The 17,971-nt window shown below is 70.0% G+C and carries 16 protein-coding genes; 5 read left to right on the top strand and 11 right to left on the bottom strand.

The window, feature by feature from the left end; translation table 11 throughout:
* The 7 genes from E1288_RS29120 to E1288_RS29090 form a co-directional block, all read right to left on the bottom strand.
* Positions 1-756: a succinate dehydrogenase cytochrome b subunit gene (locus E1288_RS29120; RefSeq protein WP_235883868.1), complete on the bottom strand. Its 756-nt coding sequence runs from the start codon at positions 754-756 to the stop codon at positions 1-3.
* A 307-nt stretch (positions 757-1,063) separates the two neighbouring features.
* On the bottom strand, positions 1,064-2,011 hold the full coding sequence (locus tag E1288_RS29115; RefSeq protein ID WP_132490559.1) for a LysR family transcriptional regulator: 948 nt from the start codon (positions 2,009-2,011) through the stop codon (positions 1,064-1,066).
* Between the two features lie 185 nt (positions 2,012-2,196).
* Positions 2,197-3,003 (bottom strand): ABC transporter permease, encoded by an 807-nt coding sequence (locus E1288_RS29110; RefSeq protein WP_165968298.1) that lies wholly within the window; start codon positions 3,001-3,003, stop codon positions 2,197-2,199.
* 151 nt (positions 3,004-3,154) lie between these two features.
* A complete protein-coding gene (locus E1288_RS29105; protein WP_132490557.1) occupies positions 3,155-4,045 on the bottom strand; it encodes an ABC transporter permease in 891 nt (296 codons plus the stop codon).
* 72 nt (positions 4,046-4,117) lie between these two features.
* Positions 4,118-5,323: an ABC transporter substrate-binding protein gene (locus tag E1288_RS29100; protein ID WP_132490555.1), complete on the bottom strand. Its 1,206-nt coding sequence runs from the start codon at positions 5,321-5,323 to the stop codon at positions 4,118-4,120.
* A gap of 26 nt (positions 5,324-5,349) precedes the next feature.
* Positions 5,350-6,441 (bottom strand): ABC transporter ATP-binding protein, encoded by a 1,092-nt coding sequence (locus E1288_RS29095; RefSeq protein WP_132490553.1) that lies wholly within the window; start codon positions 6,439-6,441, stop codon positions 5,350-5,352.
* Between the two features lie 239 nt (positions 6,442-6,680).
* Complete coding sequence (locus E1288_RS29090; RefSeq protein ID WP_132490552.1) at positions 6,681-8,099, bottom strand: gamma-aminobutyraldehyde dehydrogenase; 1,419 nt, start codon at positions 8,097-8,099, stop codon at positions 6,681-6,683.
* 127 nt (positions 8,100-8,226) lie between these two features.
* Between E1288_RS29090 and E1288_RS29085 the strand changes: the two genes are divergently transcribed.
* A complete protein-coding gene (locus tag E1288_RS29085; RefSeq protein WP_132490550.1) occupies positions 8,227-8,970 on the top strand; it encodes a FadR/GntR family transcriptional regulator in 744 nt (247 codons plus the stop codon).
* 141 nt (positions 8,971-9,111) lie between these two features.
* Entirely contained in the window at positions 9,112-9,858 is a 747-nt protein-coding gene (locus tag E1288_RS29080) for a cache domain-containing protein (RefSeq protein WP_132490548.1), read from the top strand.
* 18 nt (positions 9,859-9,876) lie between these two features.
* Here the strand turns inward: E1288_RS29080 and E1288_RS29075 are convergent, their stop codons facing one another.
* From E1288_RS29075 to E1288_RS29060, 4 genes are all read right to left on the bottom strand, one after another.
* The gene (locus E1288_RS29075; RefSeq protein ID WP_132490546.1) at positions 9,877-12,465 is read right to left on the bottom strand and encodes a sensor histidine kinase; all 2,589 of its coding nucleotides are present in this window, start codon (positions 12,463-12,465) and stop codon (positions 9,877-9,879) included.
* Positions 12,466-12,542: 77 nt separating this feature from the next.
* Positions 12,543-13,055: a hypothetical protein gene (locus E1288_RS29070; RefSeq protein ID WP_132490544.1), complete on the bottom strand. Its 513-nt coding sequence runs from the start codon at positions 13,053-13,055 to the stop codon at positions 12,543-12,545.
* A 154-nt stretch (positions 13,056-13,209) separates the two neighbouring features.
* Positions 13,210-14,343 carry a threonine synthase gene (locus tag E1288_RS29065; RefSeq protein WP_235883867.1) on the bottom strand — a complete coding sequence of 378 codons (1,134 nt, stop codon included), beginning with the start codon at positions 14,341-14,343 and terminating at the stop codon, positions 13,210-13,212.
* A 47-nt stretch (positions 14,344-14,390) separates the two neighbouring features.
* Positions 14,391-14,909, bottom strand: a complete 519-nt coding sequence (locus E1288_RS29060; protein WP_132490542.1) for a LysR substrate-binding domain-containing protein — start codon at positions 14,907-14,909, stop codon at positions 14,391-14,393.
* Positions 14,910-15,395: 486 nt separating this feature from the next.
* Here E1288_RS29060 and E1288_RS29055 point away from each other — a divergent pair, with 486 nt between their 5' ends.
* From E1288_RS29055 to E1288_RS29045, 3 genes are all read left to right on the top strand, one after another.
* On the top strand, positions 15,396-15,551 hold the full coding sequence (locus tag E1288_RS29055) for an aldo/keto reductase (protein ID WP_408014028.1): 156 nt from the start codon (positions 15,396-15,398) through the stop codon (positions 15,549-15,551).
* A gap of 264 nt (positions 15,552-15,815) precedes the next feature.
* Positions 15,816-16,388: a hypothetical protein gene (locus E1288_RS29050; RefSeq protein ID WP_207954609.1), complete on the top strand. Its 573-nt coding sequence runs from the start codon at positions 15,816-15,818 to the stop codon at positions 16,386-16,388.
* A 147-nt stretch (positions 16,389-16,535) separates the two neighbouring features.
* A complete protein-coding gene (locus E1288_RS29045) occupies positions 16,536-17,882 on the top strand; it encodes a Dyp-type peroxidase (protein WP_132490540.1) in 1,347 nt (448 codons plus the stop codon).
* Positions 17,883-17,971 lie beyond the last annotated feature (89 nt).

Genomic DNA, 17,971 nt, shown 5'->3' with positions numbered 1-17,971 from the left:
TCATTTCAGAATCCCGGTCACCACGGCGAACGGCACGGAGAGGAACCCGGCGGTGATGGCGATCGCGACCACGAGCGCGGTCAGCTTCGCGGCTCGTTGCCGCGCGGCGGTCATCGCCCCGAGGCTCTGCATGGCGCTCCACAACCCGTGCCGGATGTGCAGGCCGAGGGAGCAGACCGCCAGCGCGTAGAACAGCGCGATGTACCAGCGCTGGAAGCTGGCCACCACGTTCCGGTAGACCTCGCCGTGCACGCCGTGCGGGTTGACGTGGCCGGTCGTGAGGTCGAGCAGGTGGTAGACGACGAAGAAGACGAGGATCACGCCGCCCCACCGCATGGTGCGCACCGCGTACCCCGCCTGCACCTTCGGGCGGCGCCGGTAGCCGACCGGCCGGGCCGCCTTCGCCCGACGCGCCAGCTGGTAGGCGGCGGTCGCGTGCACGAGCACGGCGGCCAGCAGCACGAACCGCACGACCCACACGAAACCCTCGTACCCCAGCAGGCCGTCGAACAGACTGCGGAGCCACACCGCGTACGCGTCGATGCTGGCCGGGGAGATGAAGACCTTGAGGTTGGACAGCATGTGCGCTACCACGTACAGCAGCAGGATGGCACCCGACGCCGCCATGACGATCTTCTTGCCGGCCGTCGACGACCACAGCCTGCCGATCGACGTCCGGCGGCGCTCGCGCCCGGCCGCGGGCCTTCGATCGCGAGCAGGGAGCGCGGGTTCGACTCGTTCGTCTTGGAGAGTCACGAAAGCAAGCTAGGCACGGCACTCCGGCACTGTCCAATATGGTGAGACGCTGGGCTCGATAGCCCGAGGCGATCGCCGCTCGTGAGGGGTCTCGCGGCGCCGCAGGTGTGTCCCAGGTCTCGGCACCGGCTGGTCCGGATGTCACATCGGCCCGCCGTCATCCTCAGTTCTCCGGGACGCGATGGGAGAGGGGCGACCATGGCACTGGCCCACGGGATCGGCGGGCGGGTCGGATCCATCCGCACCGCTCTGGCTTGCGCTCTACACGGGCACCGGCATCGTGCTGGTCTCCGCCGGGTGACTCCGGTCAGTCCGGTCTGCCGCCGATGAACTCGACTCCGCTGGGCAGGTCGCCGGTGGCCGCCGCGCTGCGCAGGAAGTCCAGTAGCGCGGTTTCGAACGCGCGCACCGCGTTCGTCGGCGCCGTGTCGGTCCTGCGCGCGAGGCCGATCGTGCGGCGAAGGCCCGGGCGCGCGAGCCGGGTGCCGCGCAGGCCGGGGCGCCCGGAAAGCACCATCCTCGGCACGATCGCCGCGCCCAGCCCGGCCTCGACGAAGCACAGCACGGCATCCATCTCGCCGCCCTCGACGGCCAGCTTCGGGGTGAAGCCGGCCTCCGCGCACGCGCGCAGGGTCGTCTCCCGCAGGTCGTAGCCCTCGCGGAACAGCACCATCTGCCGGTCGCGCAGCGCCTCGATCGGGATCGGCGCGCTCGGCCGCGTGGTGCCGGTGGCGGCCGTTGCGACGACGAGCTCCTCGGTCAGCAGCGGCGTGATCGACAGCGAGGGCTGGTCGCTGACGCCGCCGGTCGGCAGGACGACGAGGGCGAGGTCCAGCTGACCGTGGAGGAGCGCGCTCGCCAGGTCGCGCGATCCGTTCTCCCGCACGGAAAGCCGCACGCCCAGGTGCTCGCGGTGGAAGGCGCGCAGGGCGTCGGCGAGGACCGTCACGCACAGGCTCGGAGGCGCGCCGAGGCGGACCAGCCCGCCGTGCACACCGACCACGTCGGCCACTTCGCGCTTGGCGACGTCCGCGTCTGCCAGCATCCGGGTCGCGATCGGCAGCAGCGCCTCCCCGGCGGGCGTGAGGAGCACTTCGCCGCGGGCGCGGATGAACAGCTCCGCGCCCAGTTCTGCCTCCAGAGCCCGGATCTGGTTGCTCAGCGAGGACTGCGCGACCTTGACCGCCTCGGCCGCCTTGGTGAAATGCAGGGCGCGCGCGACGGCGAGGAAGTAGCGAAGCTGCTGCAAGGTCACCTGGCACCACCCCGAGTCCACCACCAGGATCCGCTCGGCCGCGGACCTGGTCCGTTGCGTAGAGCATGCCTGACAACGGGCGCGCCTTCCCCGCGGTCCCGCACGCCTGGGCGCGATGTCACAAGCGGACCGCTCGTCATGCCGGGGGGATCTGCTGGGGGTGGACTCGGTGGGGCGAACGCGGCTCAGAGGCGGCCGCCGGCGTTGGTGTCGCCGGAGAGCCGTTGCGCCAGGTACACCGGGACCGTCGAGAACACGATCAGCACGGCCGCCACGACGTTGACGATCGGGGCCTGGTTGGGGCGGAACAGGTTGTTGAGGATCCAGATCGGCAGCGTTTCCATGCCGGTGCCGAGCGTGAAGGTGGTGACGATGATCTCGTCGAAGGACAGCGCGAACGCCAGCAGTCCGCCCGCCAGCAGCGCGGAGCGCAGCATCGGGAACGTCACCAGGCGGAAGGTGGTGGCTCCGCCTGCGCCGAGGTCCATCGACGCCTCCTCCAGGTTGCCGCCCATCCGCCGCAGCCGGGCCACGACGTTGTTGAACACCACCACGATGCTGAACGTCGCGTGCGCGACGATGACCGTGAACAGGCCGAGGTCGATGCCCAGGATGGTGCGGAAGGCGTTGTTGAGCGCGATGCCGGTGACGATCCCCGGCAGCGCGATCGGCAGGATGATCAGCAACGACACCTGGTCGCGGCCGAAGAACCGGAACCGCTGCAGGGCGAATGCGGCCATCGTGCCGAGGACCAGCGCGATCGCGGTCGAGGCCACGCCGACCAGCGCGCTCGTCGCCAGGGCGTCGAGGGCGCCCTGGTTGCCGAGCGCCCGGTGCCACCACTCAAAGGTGAAGGACGACGGCGGCCAGGCGAACGTGGTGTCGGCGTTGACCGAGTTGAGCAGCACGACCAGCAGCGGGAAGTAGATCACCGCCAGTCCGAGAACGAGCGCGCCCAGCAGCACCAGCCGGGTCGTTCGGGAAGCACTCATCGCAGCGGCTCCTAGAGGGGCTGTTTCGGGAGTGGGCCAGGGTCTGGTCTTCGAAGCGAGTTCCCGGGTCCGCAATTTCCATTGAAATCGAAGGTTCGATTTCAATGGAAATTGCGGGGAACGCGGTCGGAACACGGTTGCGAAGCGGGGTTCAGAGGTTGTCGAGGGCGCCGGTCCGGCGGACCGCCGCCAGGTAGCAGAGCATGATCACGACGGGGACGGTGGCCACCGTCGCGGCGAAGGGCAGGTTGTTGGCGGCGCCGATGTTGTCGTAAACGACGTTGCCCAGCATCTGGTTGGTGCCGCCGACGATCTTGACCGCGATGTAGTCGCCCAGCGACAGCGAGAACGTGAAGATCGAGCCCGCCACGATCGCCGGGAAGACCAGCGGCAGCACCACCGACCGGAAGCTGCGCCAGGGCTTGGCACCCAGATCGCTGGAAGCGTCCACAAGGGAGTCCGGAAGGCGTTCCAGGCCCGCGTAGATCGGCAGGATCATGTACGGCAACCACAGGTAGGACAGCGTGATCACGGTGGCGAGCAGTCCGTAGCCGGGGGCGTCCAGGCCCAGCGGGCTCAGCAGCCAGTGCACCACGCCGTTGCCGGAGAGCATGACCCGCCACGCGTAGGCCTTGACCAGGTAGCTGGCCCACAGCGGGGTCATGATCGCGATGACCAGCAGCCGTTGCGCCCTGGGCGAGGCGAACTTGGCCATGTAGTAGGCCATCGGGAACGCGATCACCGCGTCCACGACGGTGACCAGCAGGGCGATTCCGACCGTGCGCAGCGTGACGGTCCGGTAGACCTCGTCGGTGAGCAGCGTCGCGAAGTTGTCCAGCGACCACTCGATCACCACCTGGCCGGTGAACGGGTCGGTGCTCCAGAACGCGGTGATGAACAGGGCGGCCAGGGCACCGAGGTAGGCCAGCCCCAGCCACAGCATCGGCGCGGACAGCAGCAGTCCCAGCCGAAGCCGCGGTCTGCGGTACAGCAAGCTCGACGACCGGCGCGGAGCGCGCTCGGCGGAGGCCGTGGTTGTCATCTCTCTCGATCCTCGCTCGTCGGGGGTGGGCGGCCGGTGGACGCCCCTCGCACCCACCGGCCGCGGTTCGCGTCAGCCCTTGATCTCGGTCCAGGCGCGAGTCCACTCGCCGTAGTCCTTGCACTTCACGTCGGTGCGCCCGTCGAGGCACTGCTCGATCGGCGTCGTCCAGTACCAGATCTGCGACGCGTAGCCGGCGTCCCCGGCGTGGTAGGTCGTGCAGTGGTTGCGGTCCTCGGTCAGCTCGCACGCCTTCGGGTTGGCCGGGGATTCCCCGAAGTACTCGGCGACTTTGGCGTTGGCCTGCGGGCTCACGATGTGGTTCAGCCACTTGTAGGCGCAGGTCTTGTGCTTCGACTTCGCCGAGACCATCCAGGTGTCCGACCAGCCGGTGGCGCCTTCGGTGGGCAGCGTGGCGGCGACCGGGGCGCCCTCGGACTGGGTCAGGTTCACCGTGACCTGCCAGGCGGTTCCGACGTGGGCGTCGCCGTTCTTGAGGGCCTGGCTCTCCTTGAGGTAGTCCGACCAGTACTCGCTGACCATCGGCCGCTGCTGCTTGAGCAGGTCGACGGCGGCCTGGAACTGCTTGTCGTCGAGCGCGTAGGGGTTGGTGATGCCCAGCTCGGGCCGGTGCTTCATCAGGTAGAGGGCGGCATCCGCGATGTAGATCGGCGAGTCGTAGGCGATGACCTTGCCCTTCTGCGGCGAGTTCGGGTCGAACATCACCGACCACGAGTCCGGGGCGGGCTGGACCTTGTCCGTGCGGTAGGCCAGCAGGTTCGCGCCCCAGCCGTGCGGCACGCCGTACGAGGTGCCGTCGACGCTGTTCCACGGCTTGTCCTTCAGGAACGGGAACACGTCGTTGTAGTTGGGGACCAGTGCGGTGTTGACCGGTTCGACGTCGCCCGCCGCCACCAGCCGCAGCGAGGCGTCACCCGATGCGGAGATCACGTCGTACTGGCCGGTCTTCATCAGGTTCACGGCCTCGTCGGAGGTGCCGAACGGCTTGACGTTGACCTGGCAGCCGGTTTCCTGCTCGAACGGCGTCACCCAGTCCACCGCGGGGTCGTTGGACCCGTCCTCGGCGTAGCCGGGCCAGGCGAGAACGTTGAGCTCGCCCTCGGGCTGGCCGAGCGCGTCGAGGGCGGGCAGCGCGGGCGGTTTGAAGCCGTGGCCGCCGGGCGCCGGGTTCGAGGAGCCGGCCGTGCCGCAGGCGGCGACCGCGGTGGTGGCGGCCAGCACGCCCGCGAGCAGGCTCATCTTCTTGCGGTTGCGCATCGGGTTTCTCCTGTTCCTCGGAGGGATCAGCGATCGGCTTCGGTGAGTTGGAAACTGTGCTCGTCGCGCCAGACGAGGCGGACCTTGCTGCCCGCGGGGTGGTCGAGGTCGGCGGTGCCGGAGTTGGGGCGCACCACGGAAAGCCGCGCGCCCGCGTCCAGCGACACCTCGTAGCGCACCGACGCACCGGCGTAGACGGCGTCGGTCACCGTGCCGGCGGCGCTGGTTTCGCCCAGTGCCGTGCCGCGGTCGAGGTCGGCGTCGATGCGGATCTTCTCGGGCCGGATGCTGTAGACGCCCGTCCTGCCGATGACCGCTTCCGCGCTGGAACCGCTGAGCAGGTTCGAGGTGCCGACGAATCCGGCGACGAACGGGCTGGCGGGCCGTTCGTAGACGTCCGCCGGGGTGCCGACCTGCTCGATGCGGCCCTGGTTGAACACCGCGATGCGGTCGCTCATCGTCAGCGCTTCGTCCTGGTCGTGGGTGACGAAGATGAACGTGATGCCCACCTCGCGCTGGATCTGCTTGAGCTCCAACTGCATCTCCTGGCGGAGCTTGAGGTCCAGCGCGCCCAGCGGTTCGTCCAGCAGCAGCACCTTGGGCCGGTTGACCAGCGCTCGTGCCAGCGCCACGCGTTGGCGCTGGCCGCCGGAGAGCTGCGAGGGCTTGCGGTCCCCGTGCTCGCCCAGCCGCACGCTGCGCAGCGCCTGCAGGGCGCGCTCGCGGCGCTCCGCCTTCGGCACCCGCTTGACCCGCAGCCCGTACTCCACGTTGCCCAGCACGGTCATGTGCGGGAACAGGGCGTAGTCCTGGAAGACCGTGTTGACGTCGCGTTGGAACGGTGCCGCCCGGCTGACGTCCCGGCCGTCGAGTTCCACGGTGCCGCTGGTGGGCAGCTGGAATCCGGCGATCATGCGCAGCACCGTCGTCTTGCCCGATCCCGACGGCCCGAGCATGGAGAAGAACTCCCCGCCGGCGATGTCGAGGTCGACCCCGTCGACGGCGTGCACCTGGCCGAAGGACTTGCGCAGATCGCGCAGTCGCACGGCGGGCTCCGCCCCGCTCGCCGCCGCGGCCGGCGGACTGCCGACCAGCGGTGAAGTTGAATTCGGCGACATCGTCTGCCTTTCCTGCCGTACCGGCTGCAATTTCAATGGAAGTTGCGGTCCTCCGGCGTGTCGGGCCACGACACGCCGGAGGGTGTGGACAACTCCCGCAATTTCAATGGAAATCGGACCTTCGATTTCCATTGAAATTGCGGGACCGACACCCACCCGGGTGAGGCAGCGGCCGCAACTCCCGCGGGGGGCCGCTACCCGCACTGCCACAAAACGAGTGTGGAAACAGCGTTTCTGCTCTAGAAAGCGCTCATGACGTGCTTGATGCGCGTGTAGTCCTCCATGCCGTACAGCGAGAGGTCCTTGCCGTAGCCCGATTTCTTGAAGCCGCCGTGCGGCATCTCGGCCACCAGCGGGATGTGGGTGTTGATCCACACGCAGCCGAAGTCCAGCTCGCGGGAAACCCGCATGGCGCGCCCGTGGTCGGCGGTCCACACCGAGGAGGCGAGGGCGTAGTCGACGCCGTTGGCGTTGGCCAGCGCTTCGTCCTCGTCGGCGAAGCGCTGCACGGTGATCACCGGGCCGAAGACCTCGTTCTGCACGATCTCGTCGTCCTGGCGCACATCGGAGATCACGGTCGGGTCGAAGAAGTAGCCCTGGTCGCCGACGCGCTTCCCGCCGCTGCGGACGACAGCGTGGTCGGGCAGTCGCTCGACGAAACCGGATACCCGTTGCAGCTGGGTGGCGTTGTTCAGCGGGCCGTAGGCCGCATCGTCGTCATCGGGCTTGCCGGTCCGGGTCGCGCCGGCCTGCTCGACGAGCGCGGCGACGAACTCGTCGTGCACCGATTCGTGCACCAGCACCCTGGTGGCGGCGGTGCAGTCCTGCCCGGCGTTGAAGAACCCGGCGGCAGCGATGCCTTCCGCGGCGGCGGCGAGATCGGCGTCGGCGAAGACCAGCACCGGCGCCTTGCCGCCGAGTTCCAGGTGCACGCGCTTGAGGTCGGTGGCCGCGGCCCCGGCGACCTCGATGCCGGCGCGCACCGAGCCGGTGATCGAGGCCATCGCCGGGATCGGGTGCGTCACGAGCTCGCGGCCGGTGTCGCGGTCGCCGCAGAGCACGTTGAACACGCCCGGCGGCAGGAATTCGGCGCAGATCTCGGCCAGCAGCAGCGTCGACGCCGGGGTGGTATCGGCGGGTTTGAGGACCACGGTGTTGCCGGCGGCCAGCGCGGGCGCGATCTTCCAGATCGCCATCAGCAGCGGGTAGTTCCACGGCGTCACCTGCGCGCACACGCCGACGGGTTCGCGGCGAACGTAGGAGGTGTGCCCGGCCAGGTACTCGCCCGCGGCCTTGCCTTCGAGCACCCGGGCCGCGCCGGCGAAGAAGCGCACCTGGTCGAGCACCATCGGGATTTCCTCGGCGTGTGTGAGCGCGAGGGGCTTGCCGGTGTCGGCGGATTCGACGCGCACGATCTCGTCGGCGCGGGCCTCGATCGCGTCGGCGATGCGGGTCAGCGCGAGCTGGCGTTCGGCGGGGGTGGTGTCGCGCCACTTCCGGAACGCCGCCGACGCGGTCCGCATCGCGTGGTCCACGTCCTGGGCGCCGGCGACGGGCGCGGTGCAGTAGGGCCGGCCGGTGACCGGATCGATGATCTCGGCCACCCGGTCCGCGCGGGGTTCGGTGTACTCGCCGCCCACGAAGTGCTTGAGCTCCACTGGATAGCTCCCTAGTCAAGAGGGGCAGGGGGGCTCGGTGGGACGAAAACATATAAGACCATATGTAATAGAACAAGAGTTTCCGGCAAGATTGGTCCCGTAGGACCGAGAGGAGCCGGGGAAGCGCATGGGCGAACGGGTGCCGCATCGCGCGCGATCAGCGATGTTCGCGCCGCTGGACCAGACCGGCCGCGTGGAGGCGGTGACCAGGCGGCTGGTCGACGCCATCACGCTGGGTCTGCTCGCCGACGAGGAGCAGCTGCCGAGCGAAGCGGAGCTGGCCGGCCAGCTCGGGGTCTCGACGGTCACCATCCGCGAAGCGCTCATGGCCCTGCGGCAGCAGGGGCTGGTGGAGACCCGGCGCGGGCGCAGCGGCGGCAGCTTCGTGCGGGCCCCGCGCGACCACGGCGGCGAGTTCTGGCGCGAGCGGCTGCGCGAGGTGAGCCTCGGCGAGCTGCGCGACCTCGGCGACCACTACGCGGCCATCGCCGGGGCGGCCGCCCGCCTCGCGGCCGAGCGCAGCTCGCCGGAGGACCTCGAACGGCTCGAGCAGGCCGCCGACGACGTGCGCGGGACCAGCGGGAACGGCACCGCCCGCGCGGAGCGGCAGTTCCACCTCGAAGTCGCCGCCGCGGCCCAGTCGAGCAGGCTGACCCAGCAGGAGGTCCAGCTGCAGGGCGAGCTCGGCGCGGTGCTGTGGCTGTCGGCCGGATGTGGCGGGGGAGCCGACCGCTCCCACTCCGAGCACCGCGCGATCGCGGAGGCGATAGCGCGCGCCGATGGCCCACTGGCCAGAACGCTCACGGAGAAGCACATCCTCGCGGCCGTGGATCGGGCGGCCGAAGTCCACCTGGAGCTGACCCGGCAGTAGTGCATTCCGGGCACCCGGCACATGCGCCGCGAAACGGCCTGGCGCAATGGGCGCACCGGCGAGCGGCATGCCGCTACTCTGTCCCAACCCCAACATCGGCAGCCGGCGACGCAATCGGCACGTGCATGAGGTGGTCGCAACGTGAAGGACACGCGCACACTGGTCGGAGACGAGGTCATCGACCACGTTTCGACGCTGGTGGAGGACGTCTTCGCGCGCTTGGCAACGATCCGCAGCGGTGCCGAAACCCTGCTCGCCGAGGATTCGTTACGGGCCCGCGACCTGGCCCGGCTGCGGCCGGAGGTGGTCGGCGCCCTCGGCGAGCTGGTGAACGGAGCGGGTTTCATCACCGCGCCGAACCTGCTGGTCGACCAGGAACTGGGCTTCCAGTGGTGGACCCTGACGCCGGGCGAGGAGCCCGCACAGCTCCTCATCAGCCTGGACCCGGCCAGCGAGCACTTCCTGGACTACACGCGGCAGCCCTGGTTCACCATCCCGCGCGACACCGCGCAGCGCCACATCACCGGCCCTTACGTCGACTACCTGTGCAGCGACGAGTACGCACTGACCTTCACCGTGCCGCTGAACGTCCGGCAGGGCTTCGCCGGAGTCGTCGGCGCGGACGTGTTCGTGAAGGACTTCGAGCGCGCGGTGTTCCCGCACCTGCGCGAACTCCGCGGCCGAGCCGCGCTGGTCAACTCCCAGGGAAGGTTCATCGTCTCCAACAACGTCGGGCAGGCGACGGGCGCGCTCGCCCGCGAACTGGACGTGCCGGCGTGGTGGAACGCAGGCGCGACCCCGCGCGCCGAGAACGGCGTGGTGCTCAGGCGCTGCGGCGAAACGCCGATCGCCCTCGTGGTCGACCGAACCGGACCCGCTGCGTCCTGACGCGGTCCCGAGCCCGGGTCACCGGATGGTCCCGCGATGTGGTGCGGGCCGCTCGGCCGAGGATTGTTCCGGTATCGCGGGAGATTCGGCCGTCGGCAGGGCCAGGACCATGGTGAGGCCGCCGCCCGGGGTTTCGTCCGGGGTGAGCGTGCCGTGCATGGCTTCGGTGAGGCCGCGGGCGAGGGCGAGCCCGAGCCCGACGCCGGTGTCCTTGTCGCGGTCGCCGAGGCGCTGGAACGGCAGGAAGATCTTCTCGTGGTCCTCGGGCCGGACGCCCGGGCCGCGGTCGATGATGCGGACCTCGACGTGGTCGGCGAGCGCGCTGGCGGTCACGAGCACCGGCCGGCCGGGCGGGTTGTAGTGCAGGGCGTTGCCGATGAGGTTGGCCAGGACTCGTTCGAGCAGACCGGGATCGGCGAGGACGTCGGGCAGCGCCTCCGGAATCTGGATCCGCACCCGGCCATCCGCGTCCAGGCCGTCGAGCGACTGCGGCACGGCATCGGCGACCGCCAGCTGCCGGGTGACGATGCCGAGCGTGCCCGCCTGCAGGCGGCTCATGTCCAGCAGGTTGGCGACCAGCCGGTCCAGCCGGACCAGCGATTGGTAGGCGGTGTCGAGGAGTTCGGCCTCGTCCTCCTCGCTCCAGGCGACGTCGTCGCTGAGGAGGCTCTCGACGGCGGCGGTGGCCGACGCCAGCGGGGTGCGCAGGTCGTGGCTGACGGCGGCGAGCAGCGCGGTGCGCATCTGGTTCGCCGCGGTGAGCTGCCGGGCTTGCTCGGCCTGCTCGGCCAGCCGGTGCTGGTGGAGCGCGACGGCGGCCTGGGTGGCGAAGGCTTCGAGCACGCGGCGGTCGGCGGCCGGGAGGGTGGGGCCGCGCAGGGCCAGCGCGAGGTCGTCGCCGACGGCGATGTGCGTGTCGCCCGCGTCCGGGCTGGGGCACGGCGGCGCACCGGCGGCGTCCACGACGTGCCAGGCCCGCGGATCGTGCTGTTCCTCCGGTGTGCGGCCGGATTCTGGCCGCCGCTCCAACATGGTCGCGGAGTCCTGCCCGAAGGTTTCGCGGAGCCGGGACAGCAGCGCGGACAGGGGGTGTTCGCCGCGCAGGACGCTGCCGGCGAGGTTGGACAGGACTGCGGCTTCGGCTCTCGCGCGGGCGGCTTCGCGGGCGCGGCGGGCCGCGAGGTCGACGACCGCGCTGACCGCGATCGCCACGACCGCGAAGACGATCAGCGCGAGGAGGTTGTCGGGATCGGCGATCGTCCACACGTACAGCGGCGGGGTGAAGAAGTAGTTCAGCACCAGGAATGCGGCCAGCGCGGCGGAGATCGCGGGCCAGCACCCGCCGACGAGCGCGATGCCGACGACCAGCACGAGGAACAGCAGGATCTCGCTGGGCAGCGAAAGGTCGTTGCGCGCGAGCTCCAGGAGCGCGGTCAGCAGGGGAATTCCGAGCGCTGCCAAGGCGAAACCGGCGATGCGACGCCGCCGGCCGACGCCCGGCGCGAAGGTGGGCAGCCACTGCCGGTGGCCGACGTGCTCGTGGGTGACCATGTGCACGTCGATGGGGCCGGAGCGGGCGGTGGTCGTGACCCCCACGCCACGGGAGAACAGCTGCGCCAGTCGGCCCCGGCGGGAAGCGCCGAGCACGAGCTGGGTGGCGTTGACGCCGCGCGCGAAGTCCAGCAGTGCGCTGGGGATGTCCTCGCCGACGACCTGGTGGTAGGTGCCGCCGAGGTCCTCGATCAGGGCGCGCTGCCGCGCCAGGTGCGCGGGGCTGGCGTCGGAAAGCCCGTCGCCGCGCACGACGTGCACCGCGAGGAGGTCCGCGCCGCGGGCGCGTTCGGCGATTCGGGCGGCCCGGCGGATCAGCGTGTCGCCTTCGGCGCCGCCGGTGAGCGCGACGACGACGCGTTCGCGGGCCTCCCAGGTGCCGGTGATGTCGTGTGCCGCCCGGTAGCGGTCGAGCTGTTCGTCGACCTTGTCGGCCAGCCACAGCAGCGCGAGTTCGCGCAGCGCCGTGAGGTTGCCGACGCGGAAGTAGTTGCTCAGCGCCGCGTCGATCTTCTCGGGCGGGTAGACGTTGCCGTGGGCCATCCGGCGGCGCAGGGCCTCGGCGGTCATGTCGACGAGTTCGACCTGCTCGGCGCGGCGCACCACCTCGTCGGGCACGGTTTCGCGCTGCGGGATGCCGGTGATGTGCTCGACGACGTCGTTGAGCGATTCGAGGTGCTGGACGTTCACCGTGGAGATCACGTCGATGCCCGCGTCGAGGACCTCCTCGATGTCCTGCCATCGCTTGGTGTTGCGGGAGCCGGGCACGTTGGTGTGGGCGAGCTCGTCGATCAGCGCGACCTGCGGGCGGCGGGCGAGGACGGCGTCCACGTCGAGCTCGGTGAACGTCGTGCCGCGGTAGCCGAGGGCCTGGCGGGGTAGGACCTCCAGGCCGTCGAGGAGTTCGGTGGTGCGGGGGCGGTCGTAGGTTTCGACGAAGCCCACGACCACTTCGGTGCCCCGGGCCTGGCGGCGGTGGCCCTCGCAGAGCATGGCGTAGGTCTTGCCGACACCGGGCGCGACACCGAGGTAGACGCGCAGTCGTCCGCGTGGCATCCGCCCCACCTCCACGGCTCGGATCGGCGCACAGCCGTTCGGGGTGCTCACGACCAGTGTGCGCACCCGTTTCCGGCTCACGCCACGGGCCGAGACGCCCGCGCCGGTGGAACCGCGACCTCGGGTGAGGAAGCGCTCTTCGCGAGTTCCTCCCTCGGCTGTCGGTCGCCCGCAGGCTGCTCGACTCTGGGGGCCGGGGTGGTCTCCACGACCACCGGCCGCTCAAGGCGGGTGGCCCGGACATTGCCGAGGAGCGCGCCGAGCAGCGCCGCACCCGTCAGCGCGGCCAGTCGAACGGTGTCGCCGGAGCCGTTCCAGCCGAGGTCGCCGTGGGAGTGCACGACGAAGCCGTTGAACAACATCCAGCCCAGCACCGCGGTGACCAGCGCGCCGGTGGCGTTGCGGACGGCGAAGCCGTAGCCGCCGGCCACGAGGCACAGCACGACCAACCCGGCCACCTGCCCGCCCGACCACCAGACCGCCACGGCCGTCGGCACCATCCCCGCCACGACCGCGAAGAAACCGACCGCGGATGATGTCGCGGGCCCGGCCACCGACCGGCGAACCAGGCCACGCCGGAACACGACCATCAAGACGCCCCCGGACCTGATGAGCACCGTCTTCCATCGGCGGTGACCCGTTCAGTGAAGCTCGCCGGGCGGCTCCCGGACGGGCTCTTGACGCGATCCCTACAGGTGGCGGGCGGACCTTGACGGCGGGATGACCGTCTTCCCGCGAACGGCGTCAGTATTCCAGCAGCCGGGCCATCGCGGTGCTCGCCTTGAGACCCGAGCCGGTCAGCACCGCTACGACGACGTCGTCGCCGGTGAGGTGGCCGTCGCGCACGAACCGTTCGAGGGCGGGCACCACCTGGGCGCTCGTGGGCTCGGCGTAGAGACCTGTCTTCGCCAGGGCCAGCGTCGCCGGGCGCAGTTCTTCCTCGGGCACCGCGGTCATCGCGCCTCCGCTGGCGCGGATCGCGCGCAGCACCTCCTGGTCGCGCACGGGGTGTGCGATGGAGGTGCCCTCGGCGAGCGTTGGGGCCCATTCGGCCGGTTCGACGCCGTCCGCACCGGAGTCGAACGCCCGCACCAGCGGGCTGCACCGCTCCGGCTGGCTGACCAGCAAGCGTGGGATCCGGTCGATCTCGCCTGCCCGGTGCAGCTCGCCGAAGCCCGCGGCGCATCCCAGCACGAGGCTCCCGGCACCGGCCGGGACGACCACCGCGGACGGGGCGGTGAAACCGAGGTCCTCCCAGATCTCGTAGGCGATGAGCTTGATGCCGTCGAGGAAGTGGGGGTGCCAGTTGTGACTGGCGTAGAAGCGTCCGGCCGACCGGCGGAGCGCCTCGTCGGCGGTGTCCTGCCTGCTGCCGGGCACGAGTTCGACCGACGCGCCGTGGATCCGGCTCTGCAGGATCTTGGCCGGGGAGGTCGCCTCGGGGGCGAGGATCTGCGCGTCGATCCCCGCCGCCGCGCAGTAGGCGGCGACCGACGAGCCGCCGTTGCCGCTGGAGTCCTCCAGCACCGCGGAGACGCCCTGCGCGCGCAGGGTGCTGATCATCACCGAGGTGCCGCGGTCCTTGAAGCTGGCCGTCGGGTTGGCCGATTCGGCCTTGACCGCGACGTCGAGCCCCGCCAGCCGGCGGTGCAGCAACGGGGTCAGCCCCTCGCCGAGGCTGACCGCCGGGGTGTCGGGCAGCGCGAGCGCGGCGGCGTAGCGCCATTGCGAGCGCACGCCCAAGTCGATGCGCTCGCGGGTGATGCCGGGCAGCGGCTCGATCAGCAGGGGAGATCCGTCGTCGCCGCACCAGCGCGGCTCGTCGATCGGGTAGCGGCGGCTGGTGCGGTCGACCAGCTCGGGTTCGCCAGTGCTCACGATGTCTCCTCGGCTCGGGCGGACGTTATGGAAAGGGAGCGCGAAAGTCATTGCCCCGCAGGGATATCCAGGCGCCCGGTGAGGCCCTCGGTGATGTGGTCGATCGCGAGCTTCGCGCGCCGGGTCAGGTTCTGGGCGGAGTCGTGGACGGCGTAGATGTTCGCGCTGGGGGTGGGGAGGTCGCCGAGCAGCTGGACCAGCGCGCCGGTGCGCAGCATCGGGGCGACGTGCCACCGGGAGCGCATGAGCAGCCCGTGGCCTTCCACGCACCACTGCGTCGCGACGTCGCCGTCGTTGCTGACCATGGAACCGGGGACCTTCACCGCGGTCTCCTCCGATTCGGTGCCGAATCTCCAGACGGCGTAGTCGGAATCGTTCTCCCGGATCACGATGCAGTCGTGCTCAAGGAGCTCGTGGATCGACCGCGGCGGGTTCCGGTTCGCGAGGTACTTCGGGGCGGCGCACACGATGCGCGGCACGCCCCACTGCCGCGCCGCCTGGGTCAGGGTCTCCGAGCGGGCGACACCGTCGCAGAACTGCAGATCGTCGAGCTCCGGCAGATCCACGGCGTCCTTCTTTCGTCTTGCGCAACACTGTTGTGCCGAATCAGGTCTTTTGGGTCCACTTCGTGCGTCCTACGCTACATGGAAATCGCCCGCGGGACGCGAGTCGAGGTCGGCCCGATCCGCCGAACAAAGCCGATTTCGACCGCGCTGCAAGGAAAATGCGGCCACCGGAGGAATTCCAAGCTCCTGTCCGGTCGATCGGCTCCCGGATTCGCCGCCGCCCGGAAATCGATTGGTCGGTCGCGCCGTTTTCCGCGCAACTCTCAGAAGGATCTCAACGAGGAGCACATCCGCAGAATTCGCGACGAGCAGGACAACAGGCCGGGGCAGGAGCTGGAATCCGCTCAAGGCCACGGTCGGAGGCGTTCCCCTCGTCGTGCCGGTCCTCCTGGTCGCCTTGGTCGTCGTTGATCGACACCGCGTACCTGTACGGCGGGGGAGGCAACGAGGAACTCCTGGCCGAAGCGCTGCACCCCTATCCGGCAGGTGGCGCTGGCCTGGCTCCTCAGCCGTTCGCCGGTCGTCCTCCCGATCCCGGGCACCGCCCGGATCGATCACCTGGAGGAGAACCTCGCCGCGGAACGGCTCCACCTGACCGAGGCCCAACGCGACCGCCTCGACCACCTGCCCGAGGCGCCGTAGGCCGTCCCCACATTGGTCCACAAGGGACAGAGGTCGGCAAGAGCTGTGCGGGTGTCGGCGGTGTGGCTGGTGGGGCTCATCGGGGCGTGCGGTGGGTCAGAGGCGCTCAGGGCCATCTCGGTCGTGCTGCGGTGCTCGTCAGCGAGGCGGGAGGAGGGCTTTCGGCTCTTGCTCGGTCACAACGCCTACCCAAGCCTGGAGCACGAGGGCGCATGGCTGCTTGCGGGCACCAGGCTCCCTGATGAGCACAGAGGAGGGACTCCGATGACGGAAGCGACTCAGCCGGAGCGGCCGGGTATGGCGGATGGAGTGTGCAGCGAGTTCACCGTTTTCACGAAGATCAAGCCGGGCCATGCGGATGCGCTGCGCAAGGACCTCGCCGAATTGACGAGCGGGTCGTCTGCGGAGGGGGGTCGCGCAGCGCTGAAAGAGATCGGCACACTGCACGACGCGCGGCATGTGATCTTCGACGACGATACCCGGCACATGTTCGCCAGTGTTTTCGACGGGTCCTGGGACACCTACATCGACGACTTCGCCAGGACGGCCGTCGGGGCGAGATTCGAGAAGGTCTTCTCGCACACGGAAGGATTCCCCGGCATCGCCGATCCCCACGTGAAGGACTGGTTTATCGCCCACCAGGCGCCCGCGGGCGTCTTCGTCAGCTCCTACCCGGATCTCACCGTCCAGCAGATCTGGAAGAACCAACGCGTGAACGAGGCGTTCCAGGCGGTGCTCGACACCCCCGAGTTCCGGGCGGCGCTCGACGATCCGGCCAACGCGGCGCTGCTGGCCACGCCGGCCTTCCAGAAGCTGCTCGACGAAGCCGCGGGCTAGCGCCGAGTCGATCACAGGTGCTCATCGGGTGATGCCGGTCGGCGGGTCGAGGCCCGAAGGCCCCTGCGGTCGACCGGGGCGGGGATTCGTGCCGGTCGCGCCGGGTTATCCGGGTTGTGTGGAGACCTGATACGGGGGCACGTCATCATGGACGCAGCGGCAAGCAGCGACGCACCGAGCGTCGAGATCGACGATATCCAGAGTGGAGCGCTTCGCCCCCGGCCGGTGCCGTACGTCGGCAGGTTCTTCTTCCTGCGCGTTGACGACCGCCAAGCCGGGCGTGCCTTGCTGCGGCGGCTGCTCCCGGCGATCGATGCCGGGCTCCCCAGCGCCGATCCGAGTCAAGGTGCCTGGGCGGCCGTGGCCTTCACCTACCAGGGACTACGAGCCCTCGGGGTTCCCCAGGAGTCGCTCGACAGTTTCCCGATCCCGTTCCGGCAGGGCATGGCGGCGCGGGCGGCTGTGATCGGCGACGTCGGCGAGAGTGATCCGGCCCAGTGGGAGCCGCCGTTCGGAACCCCCGACGTTCATATCGCGGTGAGCGCGCTCGCGCCCGATGCGGCGAGTCTGGAGAAGGCGCTGGAGCGAGAACGCGCCGCCCTCCGGGAGACGCCCGGTGTCGAGGTGATCTGGCAGCAGGAGGTCCAGCAGCTCCCCACCGGCCGTACCTCCTTCGGCTTTCGCGACGGCATCAGCCATCCGAGCATCGAGGGGGTCGGGATTCCCGGCTCCAATCCTCACGAAGTCCCCCTCAAGGCCGGTGAGTTCATCCTCGGCTACCCCGATGAGACCGGAAACCTGCCGCCCATGCCGCGGCCCGAGGTCCTGGGGCGCAACGGGACCTACCTGGCCGTGCGCAAGCTTCACACCAAGGTGGCGGCCTGGCGGCAGTACCTGCGCGCGAACACCTCAAGTCCCGAGGAGGAGGCGTTGCTGGGGGCGAAGATGATCGGACGCTGGCCGAGCGGGGCTCCGCTGACCCTCTCCCCGGAGCACGATGATGCGGAGTTGGCCGCGGATCCGCGCCGCGTCAATGACTTCCAATACCGGGAAGACGACGATCGTGGCTTCAAGTGTCCCGCTGGCGCGCATATCCGGCGGGTGAACCCGCGCGATGCCAACATCATCGGGGTGGCGCGGATGCACCGCATCATCCGTCGCGGTACCAGCTACGGCCCGCCGCTGCCGGAAGGCGTGCTCGAGGATGATGGCGCCGATCGTGGACTCGTCGGGGTCTTCATCTGCGCCCACCTGGACCGGCAGTTCGAGTTCATCAAGTCCGAGTGGGTCAACGATGGCAACTTCATCGGGTTCCCGGGGGAGAAGGATCCGGTGGCCGGGCACCACGGCGGAACGGGCAGCGTCACCATCCCGGGGAAGCCGGTCCGGCGCCGCCTGCAGAACTTGCCGAGCTTCGTCGTCACTCGCGGTGGGGAGTACTGCTTCCTTCCCGGCCTACGCGCCCTGCGCTGGCTCTCCGAGCTGGAGAACTGAGTGCCAGGACCGATTCGCTTCCTCGGTCCGCGCCCCCGCCGATCTTTGGGCCGACATCCCCGCCGGTACGCGCTCTCGTCGCCGACCCC

The organism is Saccharopolyspora elongata, assembly GCF_004348985.1.
GTDB lineage: Bacteria > Actinomycetota > Actinomycetes > Mycobacteriales > Pseudonocardiaceae > Saccharopolyspora > Saccharopolyspora elongata.
This window is presented reverse-complemented; position numbering and strand designations above follow the sequence as displayed.